This is a genomic window from Gordonia alkaliphila (assembly GCF_039542465.1).
GTDB classification, from domain to species: Bacteria; Actinomycetota; Actinomycetes; order Mycobacteriales; family Mycobacteriaceae; genus Gordonia; species Gordonia alkaliphila.
On the sequence record NZ_BAABIE010000020.1, the window covers coordinates 1 to 19,269 of the forward strand.

Sequence of the window (19,269 nt, forward strand, 5' to 3'; positions counted from 1 at the left end):
TCCGGTGATGTGGAACCCGGACGCACCGACGCTCGGCCACCTTGTCGTACCCGCCAGGCATACTCTGCCGCGCAGCCCCCATCCGAAACCGCACAGGCCAGGACGTCACCCCGATGAAATTTCGAGGTTAACTTGATCGAGGCTATGCGTAAGAAGGTATGGCGAAATACCTCCTGGAACTCCATAGACGGGAATGTACCGATCGGGGTCATGCCCCATAAGACGATAGACTTCCCTGCCGTCCATGATCGAGACTTCTACACCATCAGGCATGACCCCCTTTAGCTTGAGGTAGAGCTGCTCATACCCCTTAGCGTCGCGGTAATCAGATGCGAGAGTAGCGGCCATGAACTTCATCGCGTCAATGAAGTATCCGCATTCGCCGACACTGTCTAGCGAGCCTCTTTCGATCCAGTATCGACGTACCGCGCGCCCTTCTCTTCGTGTGATGTACCCCGGGTCCCCTCCGGAGCAGCGTGCGGAGATTTCCGGAGCCGGAAACTGGCCGGGAATCCTCGGCCATATTCCTGACCATGCTGGCGTGGCGCCGATCTCAGCATGCCGCTCTCCCCAGAAAACGAATAGATCGGAAAACACCCGATACTCCGATTCAGTAAAACCCGCCGGCTGCTGTCTCATAGATTCCCCTTGTTCTCGTTCCCCTGTCGCGAAAATGTAGCGCTTGATGGTCACAGCCCACCAAGCGCTACAGTTTCGCGGCGCGCCCCGATCCGAAGCCCGGGGCATCCCTCAGATCGCGTTGCGCGCGATCAGCTGCGCGGCGATCACATTGCGTTGAATCTCGTTGGTGCCCTCGCCGACGATCATCAGCGGCGCGTCGCGGAAGTAGCGCTCCACCTCGTATTCGCGGGAGTAGCCGTAGCCGCCGTGCACGCGCACCGCGTCGAGCGCGATGGCCATCGCCGTCTCCGACGCGAACAGCTTGGCCATGCCAGCCTCCATGTCGGCGCGCTCGCCGCGATCGAGCTTGTCGGCCGCGTCCAGCGTCAGCAGGCGCGCGGCCTGCTGCTTGGTGGCCATGTCGGCCAACAGATTGCCCACCGACTGGTGCTTCCAGATCGGCTTACCGAAGGACTCGCGCTCCTGCGCATATTTCACCGCGGCCTCCAGCGCGGCCTGCCCGACGCCGATCGCGCGCGAAGCCACCTGGATGCGACCCATCTCGAGTCCGCGCATCATGTGGCCCCAGCCGAGATTCGCCTCACCGCCGAGCACGGCACTCGCGGGCACGAACATCTCATCAAAGACCAGCTCACAGGCCTCCACGCCGCGATAGCCCAGCTTGGGCAGCTTCTTGGAGATCGTCATGCCGTCGCCCGGCTCCACCAGAATCACGCTCATCCCGCGGTGCGCGGACTCGGCCGAGCGATCAGTGATGCACAGCAGCCCGATCAGGCCCGAGTGCGCCGCGTTCGAGATCCACGTCTTGGAACCGGTGATCGAGTAGCCACCCTCGACCGGAGTCGCGAACGTGCGCATGGCCTGCAGATCGCTGCCACCGCTGGGCTCGGTGAGCGCCATCGTGGCCCGCATCCGGCCGTCGGCCATCTGCGGCAGCAGCCGCTCCTTCTGTTCCTGCGTGCCGAACGTCTTCACCAGGAAGCTGATCACCGAGTGTCCGCCGATCGCGCCGGCCAGGCTCATCCAGCCGCGCGCCAATTCCTCGGTGACCGCCGAGAAACATGCGGTGCTGACGTCGACGCCGCCGTACTCGGCCGGGACCAGGAGGCCGAAGAAGCCGAGGGTCTTCATCTCCTCGATGAATTCTTCGGGATAGATGTCGTCCTGTTCGTAATCGCGTACGCGACCCACGACCCGCTGATCGACGAAGTCGCGCACCAACGCGACCATCTCCAGCTCGTCCGCACTTAACGCCACCGACCGACCTCGATTCCCGGAGCACCCGACGCACGCCGATATGTCTCCGACACTACAAAGTGGTCGCGGGCGGCCTCAGGTCACCCGTTGCGCGCGCCGTAGATCTTCTCGTACTGCGTCTTGAGGTGTTCGGCTTCCGCGCGCTGCCGGTACGTCTCCGGAGTGTTGCCCAGACCGTGCTTCTGGAGGCGGCGGACGCGATTCTGATCCATATACGACACCGAGAAGATCAGCGCCAGGCAGGCGCCCAGCAGCACCATCAGCAGGCGCACCCAGACCGGCCCGCTCGGGAAGGCGAAGAACAGCACCAGGTACACGGGAACGAAGGAGACCTGCGACCGAATCATGTGCCGGAGGAAGGCGTGCGGACCCATCAGGTCGTTCGCCACCCAGTCCGTCTGGCTCTCGGGCAGCTTGGCCCCGTACACGTAGCCGATCCACTGGATCGGATTCGGTCGCTTGCTCATCGCGGCGCGCTTTCTGCTGGGGAAGATAGATCGTGCGCTATCGAGTATGCCACCCGCGGCGGGTGCAATTCAATCCCGCCCGATTTATATCGGCGAAGCGGCTAGACTGAAGCCATGGAGAGCACCGCCTTCGACGAGAACCCCCTGCTCTTGGAGAGCCAGGTGTGCTTCGCGCTGGCCGTCGCCAACCGCTCGGTGCTCAAGATCTATCGCCGCATCCTCGAACCGCTCGGCCTCACCCATCCGCAGTACCTGGTGATGCTCGCCCTCTGGGAGCACGCGCCGCTGCCGGTCAAGGAGATCGGCAAACTACTGCAGCTCGACTCGGCGACGCTCTCGCCGCTGCTCAAGCGCCTCGAAACAGCCGGTCTGATCGAACGACGACGCCGCGACGACGACGAGCGCAGCGTCGACATCGTCTTCACCGACGCCGGTGCCGATCTCCGGACACAGGCGTTGGAGGTCCCCGGCCAGGTGGTGGCCGCGCTCGGTGTCTCGCTCGACGACCTCGGCGAACTGCACGACGTGCTGACCCGCGTCAACGCGGCCGCCTTGGCCGCCGAGGCCGCTGCGGTCTGAGCCGCGATCGGCCCGGAGCTCAGGCTTTGAGCGGCCCGGCCACCAGCTCGTGGGCGGCGGCCTGGCCGTCGATCAGACGGCTGGTCCGACGCTGCACCCGCCACGTACCCGAAACCCGTTGGAGCGCCCAATGATTGGCGGTGGCACGGGCGACGGCGAAGCGCGGACTGCCCGACTCGGTGGCGCGATGCGCGATGAGCAACGAGTATCCGACGGCCACGGCGGAATCACCGTCGACCTGCACGTGCGACGGCCCCTGGAAGTGCGCACAGCCGCCGGCGATGAGGCCCTGGTGCGGCGCGGAACGCACCATCTCGGCGACCGCCGCGGCCCCGTCCATCAGGTAGGCGTCCACCTCGTACACGCCGTCGTCGAGCCAGAGCGCCGCCACGTCGGCGTCGGCGCCGTCGTCCACCAGCGGACCGTACGACGAGATCAGCGCCGCGATCTCGCGTTCGTCTTCGAGCAGTTGCAGTCGAGCTTCGAGAGCAGCCAACCGGGCTTCGAGGTCACTCATGCCGTCTCCAGTTCCGCGAGCTGGGCCAGCGACTCCAGCGCGGCCACGTAGTTGTCCGCCGAGGTCGCGCGCACCGCGGCGTTGATCACCGTGGCACCGGCGCCGACGGCGTTGTTCAACGCGCGGGTCGCACCGTCGGGGTCGCCGATCGGGTCGAGCGGCGGGGTCGCCAGCACCACATCGAAGCCCGACGGCGGCGACACCGCGTCGAGCATCTCCCGCACCTGCCGACGGCCGAGTGCGAACGGCGTCCAGCCGTCACCGAGCTCCACCGCGCGCTGGAGCGAGCGCGGCGTCTGCCCGCCGATCCACAGCGGCATCCCGGCGGCGCTCGGATGCGGATCCACCTGCATGCCGCCGAAGCTGTAGTGGTCGCCGGAGTATTCCGGTTCAGCCGTCCCGAAGGACGCACGAAGGGCACGGATCGCGTCGTCGGCGCGCGCACCGCGCCCAGCGAAAGGCACCTCGAGGAGCTCGAACTCCTCCTTCAGGGAACCGACACCCAGGCCGAGAGTGACGCGTCCGCCGCTGACCAGATCGAGCGTGCCGTAGCGCTTGGCGATCTCCAACGGGTGGTGATAACCGAGCACCAGCACCTGGGTGAAGAAGCGGATCCGCTGCGTCTGTCCGGCGAGAAAACCGAAGGTGGACAACGGATCCCAGTACGTGCCGCCGCGCTCGGCGGCGATGGGGGTCGGCACTGCGACGTGCTCACTGCACGTGAGATGCGCGAAGCCCAGGCGGTCGGCCGCCTGGGCGATGCGCGCCAACTCGGCCGGTCCGGCGGTGGCCTCCCAATCGGAGACCACCCCGGGCAGCCGGGTGACGATCGGCGTCGCCAACCCCACTCGCACGTCAGGCCTCCGCTCCACCGCGTGGGACGCGAGCGAGGAGCTTCTTCATCATGCGCTGCTGGCCCAGCAGCAGTTCGGCACGATTGTGCCCGCTACTCGCGTGCACCCGCGCCTCGTTGCCGCCGGCGATGTGGATCGGACCGTTCTTCAGGTTCGCGAGGCCCTCGCGCGCGACGTCTTCCGGATCGGCGGCGTCGATGCCGGGGACGTCGAAGTCCAGGCCGGCCCGCGCCATCGCCGGGGTGCGGGTAACGCCGAGCACCAGCTCCAGCACATCGACCTGGTATTCGCGCATTTCGAGCCACAGCGACTCGGCCCACGCACGACCGAACGCCTTGACGCCGGAGTACACGCTCAGCGTCGGACCGCCCAGGTAACCGCTCATCGAGCCGACCAGCAGGATGCCGCCGCGCTTGGCTTCGGCCATGGCCGCGCCGTAGTGGCGGACCAGTGCCAGTGGCGCGGTGATGTTCAGATCGATCACCTGCTGGAAACCGTCCAGGTCGCCGGAGATGAACTCGTTGCCGTACGAGTTGGCGCCCGCGTTGTAGATCAACAGACCCACTTCGAGGTCGACGGTGAGCTCCTGGATCGCGGTGATCGCCGCCCGATCGGTGAGGTCGGCCGACAGCGTCCGCACCCCCACGCCGCGCGCCCGCACCGCTTCGGCCGTCTCTTCCAGCGGACCGGGCTTGCGCGCGATCAGCACCAGGTTCACACCGGCGTCAGCGAGTTGCTCGGCAAAGGCTCGCCCCACGCCTTCGGAGCCTCCGGCGATGACCGCCCACGGACCGTATTCTCTCAAATCTGACATAGCAGCGTCCTCTCGGAAATGGTTCTCACTTCAGAGACTTTCACACTGACACACGTTCTTGTTTGGGACCTATGGCATGCTGAAAAGCGCCCACCTGATATACGAGGGGATCGACGATGAGCGGTACGGATCAGCCACCCCCGATGGATCACGACAGTGGTCCGGACGGCCCCGACCTGCTGCCCGGCGCCGTCGACGCGCGTTTCACCCTCGCCTCCGAACGCACCATGCTGGCGTGGTTGCGGACCGCGCTGGGCCTGATCGCCGCCGGCGTCGCGGTGCTCCATCTCCTCGAGCCGATGGGCCAGAGCGGCACACGCACCGGACTCGGCATCGCATTGCTCATCGTCGGCGCCGCGACCGCGATCGTCGGCGCGCTGCGCTGGTACGAGATCGACCGCGCACTCAAACTCGGCGGGCCGCTCCCGGGACCGTGGCCCATCTGGGCGCTGACCGGCCTGATCGTCGTCGTCGCGATCGGCTTCGCCTTCTGGACGTAGGCCGAGCCGACGTCGACCGTCCTACCGGTCCTTGTATACGAAGCTCGCCACCTGCAGGTACGACACCCGCTCGGCGAGGTTGGTGCTGAACCGACCCAGCACGTCGAAGACGTGCGCGTCCTTGCCGATCACCACGCGGCCGCGGCCCTTCATCGTCGTCTCGATCATCCGGTGCGCCGCCTTCTCCGCGCGCATGGCGAAAGTCTTCGCGACGACCTCCGGGGTGCCGAGCGTCTGCGCGCTCTCCCGGACCAGGTCGGTCCAGATGGTGCCGGGCAGCACCGTGGTGACGGTGACCTTCGACTTGGCGTTGCGCAGATCCTGCTTGAGCCCGTAACCGAACGCGGCGACGGCCGCCTTCGACGCACCGTAGGTCGCGGCACCCGGGACCGGCACCATCGCCGCCAGGCTCGCGGTGACCATCACGACGCCCCCCTCGGGACGGGCCTCCAGCAGCGGCAGGAACGCGCGCGTCAGTTCGACGGTGCCGTAGAAATTCACGTCCAGGATCTGCTGCATCCGCGCCTCCGGGATGCCCGCGGCGCTCTCGAAGTTCTGCGCGATCCCGGCGATGTTGAACAGACCGTCGACCTGCCCGTGTGCCTCGACGACCTGCGCCGGGAGCGCCGCGACGGCCTCCGAATCGGCGACGTTCAACAGGTGCGTGGACAGTCGGTCCCCGGCGGCGGTCTCCTCGGCCAGACTCGCCAGACCCGCTTCGCTCAGGTCCGCAGCGGCGACGCGGCCGCCCCGCGCCAGCAACTCGACGGCCACGCACCGACCGATGCCGTTGCCCGCCCCGGTCACCACGAACACTCGGTCCTGGATCTGCATCTGCGCCTCTTTCGTCTGAATCGAACTCGGCTGTCAGCGTCTCACAGTGCCCGACACCGGCCCGATGCACGGTCTGTGACCGCCCGGGGGGTACAACGGAAGACGTGACTCACCCCTCCGCCCCGCGCACCGACCGGTCCGGGGCGGCTACCTGATGACCCCGCCGCGGACGCTCGTCCCCAGTCTCATCTACGCGGCACTCACGACGTCGATCGTGAGTTCGCTGGGCATGCTCCTGGTGCCCTCGATCGCCGCCGGCTTTCAGGTGTCCGTGAGTGCCGCCCAGTGGATGCTGACGTTGAACCTGCTGGTCGGCGCCGTGGCGACCCCGATCATGGGCCGCCTGTCCGACGGCCGGAACACCAAGAAGCTGCTGCTGTACTCGCTCGCCATCATTCTGATCGGCTCGATCATCGCCGGTGCGGCCACCAACTTCGGCGTCTTCCTGCTGGGCCGCGCACTGCAGGGCCTCACGTACGGCATCGTGCCGGTGACCATCGTGTTGGCGCGCCGCCACCTCGGCGAAGGCAAGGCCGACCCGGCGATCTCCACGCTGTCGGTCACCGTGGCCACCGGACTGGGCCTCGGCTACCCGTTGACCGGCATCCTCGCGAGCCTGCTCGACTTCCGCGTCGCGTTCTGGTTCGCGAGCGTCTTCGTGCTGACCGCGATCGTGGTCGTCGCCAAGTGGGTGCCCGCCGACGGCGCGGAGGGGCGTTCGCGCCCGTTCGACACCGCCGGGGCGGCTCTGCTGTCCATCGGCATGGCGGGCGTGCTGATCGCCATCAGCCAGGGCTCGCACTGGGGCTGGGCGTCGGCGCCGACGATCCTCGCCGCACTCGCCGGCGTGCTCTGCCTTGTCGCCTGGACGCTGGTGGAACTGCGCTCCAGCGATCCGTTGATCAACCTGCGCGTGGTCAAGTCGCCCGACGTGCTGCTCGCCAACCTCACCGCGATCGGCCTCGGCGCCGCGATGTACATGAGCCTGTCGATCGTCTCGATCATCGCGCAGGCGAAGCAGGCGACCGGCTACGGCCTCGAACTGCCGCTGTTCTGGGCCGGTTTCGTGATGCTGCCGCTGTCGGTGGGCAGCCTCGCCGGCAATCGCTTCGTTCGACGCCTCGGCCCCGGATCGATGACGACCATGCTTCCGGCCGGCGCCTCGTTGATGGCGGCCGCCGCCCTCATGCTCTGGCTCACCAACGACGAACTGTGGCAAGTACTGCTCGGCATGCTGCTGTTCGGCCTCGGGATGGGTGCGGCGTATGCCGCGATGCCGACATTGATCGCCCGCAGCGTCGCGATCTTCGAGGTGGGCAGCGCGGTCAGCTTCAACCAGGTGCTGCGCACGGTCGGCGGCGCGGTCGGCAGCGCCATCGTGGCGTCGATCCTCGCCGCGAACCCGGGCCAGCACGGCATCACCGTGGCCCTCGGCGTGGGCGCGATGACCGCGACCGTGGTCTTCGTCGCGCTCGTGCTCAACCAGGTTCGGGAACGGCGGTCTCCCGCCCGGGGATGAGCGCCCCGACCTGCCGTCCCGCTGGCGATCGCCGCCCCGCGGAATCGGCCGCATCGCAACGACGGCGGGCGCGCCGGAGACCCTATTGGTTCCTCCGGCGCGCCCGGTGTCGTGCGCTGGCGGATCAGCGGTGGGTGAAGTTCGGCTTGCGCTTCTCCACGAACGCCGCCATGCCCTCGGTCTGATCGTCGGTTGCGAAGGTCGAGTAGAACAGGCCCCGCTCCACCCGGATGCCCTCGAGCAGGCCCGACTCGAACGACCGGTTCACCGCTTCCTTCGCCAGCGACGACGCCACGAACGACTTGCTCGCGATCTCCGCCGCCACGTCCAACGCGACCTCCAGCGTCCTGTCGGCGGGCACCAGTCGCGAGACCAGCCCGAGGCGATCGGCCTCGTCGGCCTTCATCTGCCGACCGGTCAGCATCATGTCCATCGCCTTGGCCTTGCCAATCGCACGCGTGAGCCGCTGCGAGCCGCCGATACCCGGGATCACGCCGAGGTTGATCTCCGGCTGCCCGAACACCGCCGAATCACCGGCGATCATCAGGTCGCACATCATCGCCAGCTCGCAGCCACCGCCGAGGGCGTACCCGTTGACCGCGGCGATCGTCGGGGTGCGCAGCGCCGCCAACGCATCCCAGCCGACGAAGAACTGCTCGGAGAGCATGTCGCTGTAGCCCTTCTCCGACATCTCCTTGATGTCCGCGCCGGCGGCGAACGCACGATCGGAACCGGTGATCACGATCGCGCCCACCGACGGATCGACGTCGAACGCCTGGGCTGCGGCCACGACGTCGTGCATCACCTCGGTGTTCAGGGCGTTCAGCGCCTTCGGACGGTTCAGCGTGATCACGCCGACGCGGTCGCGCTGCTCGACGAGGATCGTGGCGTAGGTGGTCTCAGACATGCGGGTTCTCCTGCTCGTTCGGGGCTCGTGATTCCGGGGTTCAGTAGGTCAGTTCGAGGTCGGCGGCCAGCGGCGCGGCGAAACCCGCGACGGTGTCGGCGCCGACCTCGGCGAGGGTGCTCGGCCGCCAGGTGGGCGTGCGGTCCTTGTCGATCACCTGGGCGCGGATGCCCTCGGCGAGGTCCGGGTGCTGCAGGCAGCGCACCGACGTGCGGTATTCGCGCACCAGCGCTTCGCGCAACGACGACTCGCCGGCCGCAGCCCGCAGTGCCGCCAGCGTCACCGACAGCGCGGTGGGCGACTTGGATTCGATGGTGTCGGCCACGTCGTCGTGTCCGGCGGCCCGGCAGTTGGCGACGATCTCGCGCACCGAATCGGCGGCGAAGGCTGCCGCGATCCACTCGCGCTGGGCGGCCAGCTTGGAGGTGGGCGGGGTGACGGCGAAGTCGGCCAGAGCCTGCTCGACGGTGCCCGCGGCCAGGGCCGCGCGGAAGGCGTCGAGCTGCTCGGCCGGCATGTAGTGATCGGCGACGCCGCACGCTATCGCGTCGGCCCCGTCGAGCGGTGCCGAGGTCAGCGCCACGTAGGTGCCCAGCTGGTCGGGTACGTGCGCGAGCAGCCAGGTGCCGCCGACGTCGGGCACGAGTCCGATCCCGACTTCCGGCATCGCCAGGCGGGTGCGGTCGGTGACCACGCGGGTGTTGGCGTGCGCCGAGATACCGACGCCGCCGCCCATCACGATGCCGTCCATCAGGGCGATGTAGGGCTTGGGGTATTCGGCGATGTCGGCGTTCAGTCGGTACTCGTCGCGCCAGAACTCGGCCGAGCCGCTCGCGGTCGCGGCGGCGTCGTCGGTCCCGGCCAAGGCGGCGGCGTCCCGGTGGATGGCGACGATGTCGCCGCCTGCGCACAGCCCGCGCGGACCGGCGCCGGAGACCAGCACGGCCCGAACCTGCGGGTCGTCGGCCCATGCGTTCAGGCTTTCCACCATCAAGCCGACCATGTCGTGATCGAGCGCGTTGATCGACGACGGCCGGTTCAGCGTCAACGAGCCGATCCCGTCCGACACCGCAGCGATGACCTTCTGGTCCTGGTCGGGCTGGGGCATGCAGAACTCCTTGACGTGAATGCGACGATGACCGGACGAGAAACTCTAACGTCCTCGTATCTATCGTGGCCTGCACTCCTCCTCGGGTCAAGGTAAGGCGCGGCGAACTTTCGGCGCCGATGCGAAACTCCCGGCGAGGGGCGGGAAGAACCCACCCCTCGCCGGGAGTCAGTGATCTGCGCGACCTAGGGCGTCGGCGTCAGGATCTCCGTGTCCGCGTCACCGCTGGAGCCCGGGGCATTGAGCGACTGATAGCGCTTGTTCTGCCACTGGACGATCGCGAGGGTGATGCCCGCGGCCACCACGCCGATCACGATGATGCTGACGAACGCCGGCCAGAAACCGGACACACCGTTGAAGCTCGCGGTGTAGCCCTTCTGGACCAACGTCATCGGCGAGATCCAGTACAGCCATTGGAACGGTGCCGGGACGGTCTGGTACATCCAGATGCCGCCGTAGGAGAACAGCTGCAACATCATCCAGGCCAGCGACGTCACCGCGCCCACCACGTAGCCGAACAGTGTGAACAACACCGATATCAGGGCGACGTTCATCACGGTGGCTGCCGCGGTGATCAGGTACACCTGCCACAGACTCACCGGATCAGGCGACGGCGACAGCATGAAGAACCAGACGAGAGCGGCGAGCACCCACACGGCCACCAGGCTGATGCCGGCCACGGCCAGACCGCGACGAGCGATGTCGCGGACGCTGCGCGGAGCCTCGTCGTCGGTCACGAAGCGATGACCGCGGAAGCTCATGAACACCACGATCGGAATGAGCATGGTGATGATGATCAGGATGACGACCATCGCGCCCGGGCCGTTGAACTGGGCCTGTGCGACGTGCTTGTACTCCTTGCCGACCGGGGTGGAGATCAGGCTGGCGAGGCTGGTGCGACGATCCTGGTCGCCGAAGTCCGGGGCCTGCTCGGCACCGTCGTTCAGGCCGGTGCTGAGCTTGCCCGCACCCTCGTCGAGCTGGCGTGCGCCGTCGGCGAGCTTGGCGACACCGGCGTCGAGCTTGACCATGCCGGCGGAGAGTTCATTCGCACCGCTGGACAGCTGCGCGCCGCCGTCGACGAGCTTGTTCAGGCCGCCGCGGTACTGAGCGTTCGGGTCGGTGAGCTCGTTGGCCACCTGGCGGCTACCCGCCTGGAGGGCCTTCAGGCCCTCGATGAGCTCGGTCACGGTGTCCAGCTGCGAGGCGTTCGGCAGTGCCGCCTTGGCCTGCTGCAGCAGCTGCTCCACCTGGGCCAGCGGGATCTGGCCGGTCAGGCGCTCGATGCCGTCGGCGATCTGGGTGGCGCCGTCACCGAGGGTGTCGGTGCCCGCCTGCAGGGTGTACAGACCCTGGGACAGGGTGCCCGCACCGGCCGCGAGCTTGCCCGCGCCTTCGGTGGCCTGGCCGACGCCCGGCGCCAGCTCGTTCTCGATGCCTTCGCGCAGCGTCGTGGTGCCGTCCGCCAGCTGGGTGGAGCCGTCCGCGGCCGTGCGCAGACCGTCGCCCAGGCTCTGCACACCGTCGACCAGGGTGCCGACCGTCGTCGCGGCCACGCCCTTGAGGACGGACTGCTGGATCTTCTCCATCGCCGATCCACCGATCGACGACGCCTTCAACGTGTTGTAGTCGTTGAAGGTCACCGAGATCAGCGCCGGAGCTTCGGTGACCGTCGCGATATTCGCGAGGCTCTCACTGAAGTCCTTGGGGATCTGGATCACGAAGTAGTAGTCGCCGGCCCGGAGGCCCTCGTACGCCTTCTGCTCGTCGACCAGCTCGAAGCCGAGCGCGCCGCTCTTGACGAGGTTCTCGGCGACGCCTTGACCGGCGTCCACCCGATCGGCGCCCTCGCCGTAGCCGACATCGCTGTTGACGATGGCGATGGGCATCTCGTCGACCTTCTTGGTCGGGTCCCACAGTGCCCACATGTAGATCGCCGAAATAACAAGGGGAATGGTCACAACGACGGCGACGATCAGGCGCAATAGCCGTGATCGCTGCATCTTTGGTTTCGGTTGCTCGGTGGTCATGCGCTGCTCCGGATCGATGACGTGACACGAAAATCGGTTCCGCGTCGCAGCGATCGACCGGGGTCGGCGATGCGGGCGCGGCCCCGAAATTCAGGACTTACGACGCTCACCATAGCGTTACTTGGCGGTAACTACCATCTCAGCGGTGATTACGTGTGACGTGGACCCCCACCGCCACCACCGTAGTGGCGTAGCCTTCACCGCTGGGGAGAAACACCCAAAACACTCAGAACCTCTGGAGGACCCGTGCTGCACCGCGCTACGAAGTGGATCGGCGCCGCCTGTGTCGCGGCCGTAGCGACGACGGGCCTGGCCGCAACAGCCCAGGCCGCACCGCGAGCGGAGCGGGTCGCCACCGTCGTCTCGAAGAACTGCGAGAACCTCGGCGTGACGGTCACCTTATCGCCAGCGCAGCAGGTCCGGGCACAGGCGTTGCTGCCCGAGGGCTTCCGGCTCGCACCCTCGGCGACGCTGCTGGTGGAGTCGTCGCGGTGCGCGAGCGCCACGGTGAACGGCGAGAAGATCGGTGCCTTCGCCCTGTCGGAGGCGGCGCTGTCGATCGTGCCGCCGAGGAAGGCGGAGTCCCGTCAGTTGCCCGACCTGGTGACCGAGAACATCTACATGCTGTCCCAGCTGGACACGAACCGTCTGCTGTCGGACACCAAGGCGGCCGTCGGCTACCCGACGGAACTGGCACCGATCACCCTCGATCGCGGATCGGCCGGCTCGATCCCGCGGGTGATGACGGCCACGGCGGGCGGCGAGCTCGCCCCGACGTCCGCCCGCGCCGACCTCACACCGTACCTCCTGCCCGACGGCGTCGAGGTGCCCAATCCGGGCGTCGTCTACCAGCTGTGGACCAAGAACACGGGCGGCGAGTTCGTGGTGACCACCAACTCCAACCTGCGGATCGGCACGCCCGCCGTGGGCGTCGGCACCGTGACGGTGGCGCCGGGCACGCTGCTGCACAAGCTGCTCGGTGCACGCACCGCCTCCGGGGTTGCGTTCTCCGGCGCCGCGAGCGGGTTCGTCAACGATACCTACGTCTTCGCCTCGTAGCGAACCCGTGAGTCCCGACCCGTTGCCCGCGACGACGCTGGGCGCCGGTGTCGTCAAACGGAGCACCCGGCTGTCCGACGGTCGCGAACTGATCTACTACGACGACCCCGGCACTCGCCTCGGGCCCGAGCGGCGTGCCGACGCGCGCCCCGTCGTCGAACGACCGGTCACGGCCGCCATGCGCCGGGACGTGCTGTCCGGCGACTGGATCACCTTCGCCACCGGACGGCAGAACCGCGTCCTGATGCCGAGCTCCGACGCCGACCCCCTCGCGCCGCAGTCGCCGACCAATCCGTCCGAGGTGCCGTCGCACTACGACGTCGCGGTGTTCGAGAATCGGTCGCCGGCGTTCGGTCCCGCGCTGGCCGCGGTCGGTGTCGACGAGCTGCACGACGAGACAGTGCTGGACCGGTCGCGCACCAGCGTGGGCCGGTGCGAGGTGGTGTGCTTCAGTCCCGAGCACACCGGCTCGTTCGGAACGCAGTCGGTGACGCGGGCACGCACGGTGATCGAGGCGTGGGCGGACCGGACCGCCGCGCTGTCCGCACTACCGGGCGTCGAGCAGGTGTTTCCGTTCGAGAACCGCGGCGAGGCAATCGGCGTGACGCTGCCGCATCCGCACGGCCAGATCTACGCCTACCCGTACGTGACGCCGCGGACGCAGACCCTGCTGCGCAGCATTGCGGCCGACGGGGACGACCTGATGACGCGGGTCCTCGAGTCCGAGCAGGCGGGCGAGCGCGTGGTGCTCCGCGGCGAGCATTGGACGGCGTTCGTCGCGTTCGCGGCGCGTTGGCCGTTGGAAGTGCAGCTGATGCCGCACCGCCACGTGCCCGACTTCACGGCGTTGAACGACCCCGAGCGCGACGAACTCGCTCCCCTCTATCTGCGGCTACTGCGCGGCGTCGACGCCCTGTACGACTCCCCGACCCCGTACATCGCCGCCTGGCATCAGGCGCCGGTCGGCGTCGGGCGCGACGTGGTGCGCATGCGTTTGGAGCTGACGAGTCCGCGACGGGCCGCCGACAAGCTGAAGTTCCTGGCCGGCTCGGAAGCGGCGATGGGCGCGTGGACCGCGGAGATCCTGCCGGAGGTCGCGGCGCAGCGGCTGCGCACGGCGATCGAGTCGGTCCCCGATCCGCGCGAGCTGTCGTGACGGCGCTCGACGCGGCCCGCGCGCTGCTGGTCGAGTTCACCGGCCGCGAGCCCGACGGAATCTGGTCCGCACCCGGCCGGGTGAACCTGATCGGCGAGCACACCGACTACAACGACGGTTTCGTGCTGCCGTTCGCCATCGAGCAGCGCACCTACGCCGCCGTCGTGCGCAACGGCACCGGCGAGCTCCGGGTCCGGTCGACCTTCGCCGACGACCTGGTCGTCGCCGGGGTCGACGACCTCGACACCGTGTTCCCCACTCCCCCGGGCTCGACGCCGAGGGTCCCGGAGTGGTCGGCGTATGTGCTCGGCGTCGCCTGGGCGCTACGGGCCCGGTGCCCCGAATCGGCGACGCCCGGCCTGGACATCGCCATCGCCTCGGACGTCCCGGTGGGGGCCGGGCTCTCCTCGTCGGCCGCGATCGAAGGCGCGGTCGCCGTCGCCCTCAACGACCGGTGGGAGCTGGGGCTGGACGCAGTGGCACTCGCGCAAGCCGGCCGTCGTGCCGAGAACGAGGCCGTCGGCGCCCCCACCGGGATCATGGACCAGATGGCGTCGATGCTGGGCCGCGCCGACGCGGCGACCTTCCTCGACTGCCGTTCGCTGGAGCACCGCTCGGTGCCGACCGGTTTCGCCGCCGCCGGACTGGAAGTGCTGGTGATCGACACCCGGGTGCAGCATGCGCACTCGACAGGCGGCTACCGCGAACGACATGCGGCCTGCGAACTCGGTGCGCGGTCGCTGGGCGTCGCCTCCCTTCGCGACCTGACCGTCCACGATCTCCCGCGCGCAGCGCAACTGCTGGACGCAGACGTGTTTCGCCGCGTCCGGCACGTGGTCACCGAGAATCAGCGCGTCCTCGACACCGTCGCCGCGCTGACCGAACAGGGCCCGCGCGCGATCGGCGAGCTGCTGACGGCTTCGCACTCATCGATGCGCGACGACTTCGAGATCTCCGTCCCCGAACTCGACACCGCCGTCGACACGGCCCGGGCCGCCGGCGCCCTCGGCGCCCGGATGACCGGCGGCGGCTTCGGCGGCTCCGCGATCGCCCTGGTCTCCCGCGACGACGCCCCCGCCGTCACCGTCTCGGTCCGCGCCCGCTTCGCCGCGGCCGGCTTCCGACCCCCGACGATCTTCCCGGTGTCCCCGTCGGTCGGTCCCCGCCGCGACTGCTGAGCTGCCGAATCCGTCGCGCGAAGACACCCCCGCGCCCACGATGGTCGGCGTAGCATTTTTCCGATGAAGCAATGGGGCGTCCTCGCCATTCTGTGCGCCGCGCAGTTCATCATGGTCCTCGACACCACGGTGATGAACGTTTCCGTCTCCCAAGTAGTCGCCGACCTCGACACCACACTCACCCAGCTGCAGCTCGCAATCACCCTGTACACGCTGGTCATGGGGTCGTTCATCATGCTCGGCGGGCGTCTGGGCGACACGTTCGGCCGTCGACGCGTGTTCGGCATCGGGCTGCTGGTGTACGGCCTCGGCTCCCTCATCACCGCCTTCAGTCCCAACATCGGCGTTCTGCTGTTCGGCTGGTCGTTCGTCGAAGGCGCGGGCGCCGTCCTGGTGATTCCGGCGATCATCTCGTTGATCGCCGCCAACTACGACGGCAAGGACCGCGCCGTCGCCTACAGCGCGCTCGGCGGTATCGCCGCCGCGGGTGCAGCAGCCGGACCGCTGATCGGCGGCTGGGTCACCGAAGCGCTCACCTGGCGGGTGGTGTTCTTCAGCGAGACCGTCGTCTGCATCGTGATCTTGCTCGGCATCCGCCTGATCGCCGACGACGCGAAGCCCCAGCGCACCGCGATCGACTGGGGCGGCACCGCCCTCTCGGCCCTGGGCTTGGGCTTGATCGTGCTCGGGCTGGTCCAAGCCGGCTCGTGGGGCTTCATCAAGCCGACCGGAGCCTTGGTGATCGCCGGAAAGTCCATCACCCCGTTCGGCTTCTCGGTGGTGCCGTTCATGATCGCGGCCGGAATCCTGATCCTCTACGGCTTCGTCGGCTGGGAGAATCGGGTCATCGCCCGCGGCCGAACACCGCTGATGCATCCGTCGCTGCTGCGGAAACTGCAGTTGCGCAACGGCCTGGTGATGCTGCTCGCGCAGCAATCCATCATCGGCGGCATGTTCTTCGTCATCCCGGTCTATCTGCAGTACGTCCTGCTGAAGAACTCCTTCGAGACCGGTCTGAGCCTGGCTCCCATGTCGATCGCCATGCTGATCGCCGCGTTCAGCAGCCCCCGCTTCGCGACCACGCAGTCTCCGCGGCGGCTGGTGACCATCGGGCTGTTCGGCGTCCTCATCGGTGCGGCGTTGCTGGTCACCACCATCGAACCGACCATGAAGAGCATCCTCTTCGCCATCGGATTGGCGGTCTTCGGCGCCGGCTTCGGCCTGGTGGCCTCCCAATTGGGCAACGTCATCATGTCGTCGATCGGCGAGCGTGAGCGCGGGGAGGCCGGCGGCATGCAGGGCACCGCGCAGAACATCGGCACATCGGTGGGCATCGCGCTGCTCGGCGCCCTTCTGGTGTCCGCGCTCAGCAGCGGTTTCAACAGTGCCGTGCAGGCGGATCCGACGGTGTCGTCGCAGACGAAGACCCAGGTCGCAAAGGCCACGGCCGACGGCGTCGAGATCCTCGCCAAAGACCAGTTGCAGGCGATCGGCACGCAGTATCAGATCCCGGCCGACGAAATGAATACTCTCATCAACAACTATCTGGATGCGCAGATGTCGGCCATCAAGTCCGCCATTCTGTTGGCGATCTTCCTAGCGTGTATCGGTCTGATCATCGCCCGCCGGCTCCCGCGCATTCCCGCCGCACAGCTGTAGAACTCCCGCAGCCCACGTCAAAGCCCGAAGTCTGCGCAGGACCGCGGCCGGTCGTGTAGACATGAATCCAATTGCCGTCTGCGACGGCCGAACGAAGGTGAGATCAACGTGGCTTCCTCCACTTGCGCTGATCAGTGCAGTTCCTCGAATCTGCTCGCGACGCTCGGCGGGGTCGGCCTCGCCGCCACCGGCCTGGCGCACTTCGCCGCGCCGGACATGTTCCGCGGCCTCACCGAACAGGCGTTTCCGAAGAACACCGATCGTTTCCTCATGATCAACGGCGCCTTCGAGACGGTGGTCGGCGCGTTGATCGCGGTGCCGAAGACACGGAAGGCCGGGCTCATCGGCCTCGGCCTGTACGGCGGACACCTCACCTCGAATCTGGCGTTGGCGCGGCTGCGCTGACCCCCGCCGCATCGGTCCGCCGCGATCCGCGGCGGACCATTCGAACCGGATCGACCCGCTATCCGCCCGGGGTGATCTTCACGTCCGCGGTCTTGGTCCACTTACCCCGAAGGGGCTTGGTGGGACCGAGGAATCCGTCGATGACCGGGCCGAAGACCTCGGCGTTGAGCACCAGGTCGATGTGCCCGCCGTCGTGCGCGTGGAGCGTGGCCCGCGGAAGCAGCATCTTGAGGACGTGCGCATTCGCCATCGGAATGATCGGGTCGTCGGTGCCCGCGATGATCAGCGTCTTCTGCCGGATGGCCGGGAGCGCCGGCAGCGAGGTCCATGCGGCCCCGGCCAGCAACTGGTGCGCGTAGCCCTTGCCCGACCCGGCGTGGAGTGGGCGCATGAACAGTTCGGCGACCGGCTGCCCGCTGTCGCGCACCGACCCGCCGTAGATCTCGCCCGCGATGGACGCACCGTACGACGGATCGCGGAATCGCTTGGGCGTCATCATCTTCGACAGCACCGTCGGCGATCCGGGCACCATGACGGCGCCGGTCCCGGCTCCCACCAGGATCAGGCGTCGGCACCGGCGCGGGTTCTGGAAGGCGAACTGCTGCGCCAGAGATCCGCCCCAGGAGAAGCCGAGGACGTCCACCACGTCGATCTCCAAGCGATCGAGCACGCGGCCGAGCACCCACGCCAGATGGGGGAAGCCGTACGGCAGCAGGGAGGGCGGCGATTCACCGGTGCCGGGCGCATCGAAGCGCACCACCGGCCGCGTCGGATCGAGTTGCTCCACCAGCGGATCGAGGATTTCCAGACTCGCCCCGATTCCGTTGCAGAGGACGAGCGGTATCCCCACCCCCGGGCGGTAGCGCACGCGGATACGTTGACACCCGACCGACAGGTGGTAGTCGTTCGACTCGGCCGGGGGAGCTGGCTCGCTGATGGGCGCGCGTTCCGGAATCAACGTCATGCCCCAGTATCTCGCCGAACGGGAGCCTCAGGCACAAACACCCCGGATGGACATATGGAACCGACCTTCCGCGTCCGAGCGCTGCCCGGTTCGATCCCGCTGGGGTGTGCAGGCAGAAACACCTCGACCGAATCACCGAACCGTACAAAGCGCTAAGTGAATTCAGCACTCCCGACCACCGTGAAGTCCGGCGGCACCGACACTGACCAGGACTCGAACCCGTCGGCTATCGGTGCCACCTGAAGAACAACCTCGTCGTCGAGTAGAAGCGAGAGGGTGTAGTCGTCCCCATAACCGGCCCCGCGAATAGTCTTCCCAACCAACTGCTGCTCGACGATCCGGACATCCGGATCGCCGTTGCTCGGATCGACAGTCGTCATGAGCCGCCCCCTTCATTCGGTCCGGACGTTCTGTGAGTCGTCGGTTTCCATTTGATGGGTGCACTGCCGAGAGGACGATGTTTCGGGTTGTATTGTCCATTCGGACAGGGGCTCTCAATTCCGGTCGCGGAAGTTCGTGTCCGCGCTCAACCGACACGGCCTGGTTGGGTCCATGGGCAGAGTCGGTGCCGCCGGCGACAACGCAGCGATGGAATCGTTCTTCGCGCTCCTCCAGAAGGACGTCCTGGACCGGCACCGCTGGAGCACCCGCGAGCAGTTGCGGATCGCGATCGTCACCTGGATCGAACGGACCTACCACCGACGCCGTCGTCAGGCCCGCCTCGGCCGGTTGACCCCGATCGAATACGAGACGATCATCAACACAGCCGCCTCAGCGGCATGACACCGAAACTGTCACCTGGTCGTGCAGCAGTCCCCCG

At 67.7% G+C, this 19,269-nt stretch carries 20 protein-coding genes and 1 pseudogene; 9 read left to right on the forward strand and 12 right to left on the reverse strand.

Going from position 1 to position 19,269, the window contains the following annotated elements; genetic code table 11:
• Positions 1–105 precede the first annotated feature (105 nt).
• The 3 genes from ABD989_RS16455 to ABD989_RS16465 form a co-directional block, all read right to left on the reverse strand.
• On the reverse strand, positions 106–693 hold the full coding sequence (locus ABD989_RS16455; RefSeq protein ID WP_345314308.1) for a hypothetical protein: 588 nt from the start codon (positions 691–693) through the stop codon (positions 106–108).
• Between the two features lie 57 nt (positions 694–750).
• Positions 751–1,899: an acyl-CoA dehydrogenase family protein gene (locus ABD989_RS16460; RefSeq protein WP_345314309.1), complete on the reverse strand. Its 1,149-nt coding sequence runs from the start codon at positions 1,897–1,899 to the stop codon at positions 751–753.
• 80 nt (positions 1,900–1,979) lie between these two features.
• Positions 1,980–2,366, reverse strand: coding sequence for a DUF5313 family protein (locus ABD989_RS16465; RefSeq protein WP_246992939.1), 387 nt, complete (start codon positions 2,364–2,366; stop codon positions 1,980–1,982).
• Positions 2,367–2,480: 114 nt separating this feature from the next.
• Between ABD989_RS16465 and ABD989_RS16470 the strand changes: the two genes are divergently transcribed.
• A complete protein-coding gene (locus tag ABD989_RS16470) occupies positions 2,481–2,945 on the forward strand; it encodes a MarR family winged helix-turn-helix transcriptional regulator (RefSeq protein ID WP_246992941.1) in 465 nt (154 codons plus the stop codon).
• Positions 2,946–2,964: 19 nt separating this feature from the next.
• Here ABD989_RS16470 and ABD989_RS16475 read toward each other — a convergent pair whose 3' ends face one another.
• The 3 genes from ABD989_RS16475 to ABD989_RS16485 are packed head-to-tail and all read right to left on the reverse strand — an operon-like array spanning position 2,965 to position 5,130.
• Positions 2,965–3,462: a nuclear transport factor 2 family protein gene (locus ABD989_RS16475; protein WP_345314310.1), complete on the reverse strand. Its 498-nt coding sequence runs from the start codon at positions 3,460–3,462 to the stop codon at positions 2,965–2,967.
• On the reverse strand, positions 3,459–4,316 hold the full coding sequence (locus ABD989_RS16480; protein WP_345314311.1) for an LLM class F420-dependent oxidoreductase: 858 nt from the start codon (positions 4,314–4,316) through the stop codon (positions 3,459–3,461). Before ABD989_RS16480 ends, ABD989_RS16475 begins: the two co-directional genes overlap by 4 nt.
• 1 nt (position 4,317) lies before the next feature.
• The gene (locus ABD989_RS16485; protein WP_345314312.1) at positions 4,318–5,130 is read right to left on the reverse strand and encodes an SDR family NAD(P)-dependent oxidoreductase; all 813 of its coding nucleotides are present in this window, start codon (positions 5,128–5,130) and stop codon (positions 4,318–4,320) included.
• Between the two features lie 116 nt (positions 5,131–5,246).
• On the opposite strand from ABD989_RS16485, the gene ABD989_RS16490 reads away from it, so the two are divergent.
• Positions 5,247–5,630, forward strand: coding sequence for a YidH family protein (locus tag ABD989_RS16490; RefSeq protein WP_246992950.1), 384 nt, complete (start codon positions 5,247–5,249; stop codon positions 5,628–5,630).
• 21 nt (positions 5,631–5,651) lie between these two features.
• Here the strand turns inward: ABD989_RS16490 and ABD989_RS16495 are convergent, their stop codons facing one another.
• A complete protein-coding gene (locus ABD989_RS16495; protein ID WP_246992952.1) occupies positions 5,652–6,464 on the reverse strand; it encodes an SDR family NAD(P)-dependent oxidoreductase in 813 nt (270 codons plus the stop codon).
• Positions 6,465–6,618: 154 nt separating this feature from the next.
• Here ABD989_RS16495 and ABD989_RS16500 point away from each other — a divergent pair, with 154 nt between their 5' ends.
• Positions 6,619–7,983, forward strand: coding sequence for an MFS transporter (locus ABD989_RS16500; RefSeq protein WP_246992954.1), 1,365 nt, complete (start codon positions 6,619–6,621; stop codon positions 7,981–7,983).
• 124 nt (positions 7,984–8,107) lie between these two features.
• On the opposite strand, the gene ABD989_RS16505 is transcribed toward ABD989_RS16500, so the two are convergent.
• The 3 genes from ABD989_RS16505 to ABD989_RS16515 form a co-directional block, all read right to left on the reverse strand.
• Positions 8,108–8,890 (reverse strand): enoyl-CoA hydratase, encoded by a 783-nt coding sequence (locus ABD989_RS16505; protein WP_345314313.1) that lies wholly within the window; start codon positions 8,888–8,890, stop codon positions 8,108–8,110.
• Between the two features lie 40 nt (positions 8,891–8,930).
• On the reverse strand, positions 8,931–9,998 hold the full coding sequence (locus ABD989_RS16510) for an enoyl-CoA hydratase/isomerase family protein (RefSeq protein WP_345314314.1): 1,068 nt from the start codon (positions 9,996–9,998) through the stop codon (positions 8,931–8,933).
• A 185-nt stretch (positions 9,999–10,183) separates the two neighbouring features.
• Positions 10,184–12,001: a YhgE/Pip family protein gene (locus tag ABD989_RS16515; RefSeq protein WP_345314315.1), complete on the reverse strand. Its 1,818-nt coding sequence runs from the start codon at positions 11,999–12,001 to the stop codon at positions 10,184–10,186.
• A 273-nt stretch (positions 12,002–12,274) separates the two neighbouring features.
• Between ABD989_RS16515 and ABD989_RS16520 the strand changes: the two genes are divergently transcribed.
• The 5 genes from ABD989_RS16520 (at position 12,275) to ABD989_RS16540 (ending at position 17,485) form a co-directional block, all read left to right on the forward strand.
• On the forward strand, positions 12,275–13,087 hold the full coding sequence (locus ABD989_RS16520; protein ID WP_345314316.1) for a hypothetical protein: 813 nt from the start codon (positions 12,275–12,277) through the stop codon (positions 13,085–13,087).
• A 7-nt stretch (positions 13,088–13,094) separates the two neighbouring features.
• Positions 13,095–14,243 carry a galactose-1-phosphate uridylyltransferase gene (galT, locus tag ABD989_RS16525; protein ID WP_345314317.1) on the forward strand — a complete coding sequence of 383 codons (1,149 nt, stop codon included), beginning with the start codon at positions 13,095–13,097 and terminating at the stop codon, positions 14,241–14,243.
• A complete protein-coding gene (galK, locus tag ABD989_RS16530) occupies positions 14,240–15,421 on the forward strand; it encodes a galactokinase (protein WP_345314318.1) in 1,182 nt (393 codons plus the stop codon). Before galT ends, galK begins: the two co-directional genes overlap by 4 nt.
• Positions 15,422–15,484: 63 nt before the next feature.
• Positions 15,485–17,080: an MFS transporter gene (locus tag ABD989_RS16535; protein WP_345314319.1), complete on the forward strand. Its 1,596-nt coding sequence runs from the start codon at positions 15,485–15,487 to the stop codon at positions 17,078–17,080.
• Positions 17,081–17,188: 108 nt separating this feature from the next.
• Positions 17,189–17,485, forward strand: coding sequence for a hypothetical protein (locus tag ABD989_RS16540; protein WP_246992972.1), 297 nt, complete (start codon positions 17,189–17,191; stop codon positions 17,483–17,485).
• A 58-nt stretch (positions 17,486–17,543) separates the two neighbouring features.
• Here the strand turns inward: ABD989_RS16540 and ABD989_RS16545 are convergent, their stop codons facing one another.
• Positions 17,544–18,449 (reverse strand): alpha/beta fold hydrolase, encoded by a 906-nt coding sequence (locus tag ABD989_RS16545; RefSeq protein WP_345314320.1) that lies wholly within the window; start codon positions 18,447–18,449, stop codon positions 17,544–17,546.
• Positions 18,450–18,601: 152 nt separating this feature from the next.
• Positions 18,602–18,829 (reverse strand): DUF6188 family protein, encoded by a 228-nt coding sequence (locus ABD989_RS16550; protein WP_246992976.1) that lies wholly within the window; start codon positions 18,827–18,829, stop codon positions 18,602–18,604.
• A 91-nt stretch (positions 18,830–18,920) separates the two neighbouring features.
• Between ABD989_RS16550 and ABD989_RS16555 the strand changes: the two are divergent.
• Positions 18,921–19,232: pseudogene (locus ABD989_RS16555) on the forward strand (integrase core domain-containing protein); the annotation flags it as partial.
• Positions 19,233–19,269: the final 37 nt, after the last annotated feature.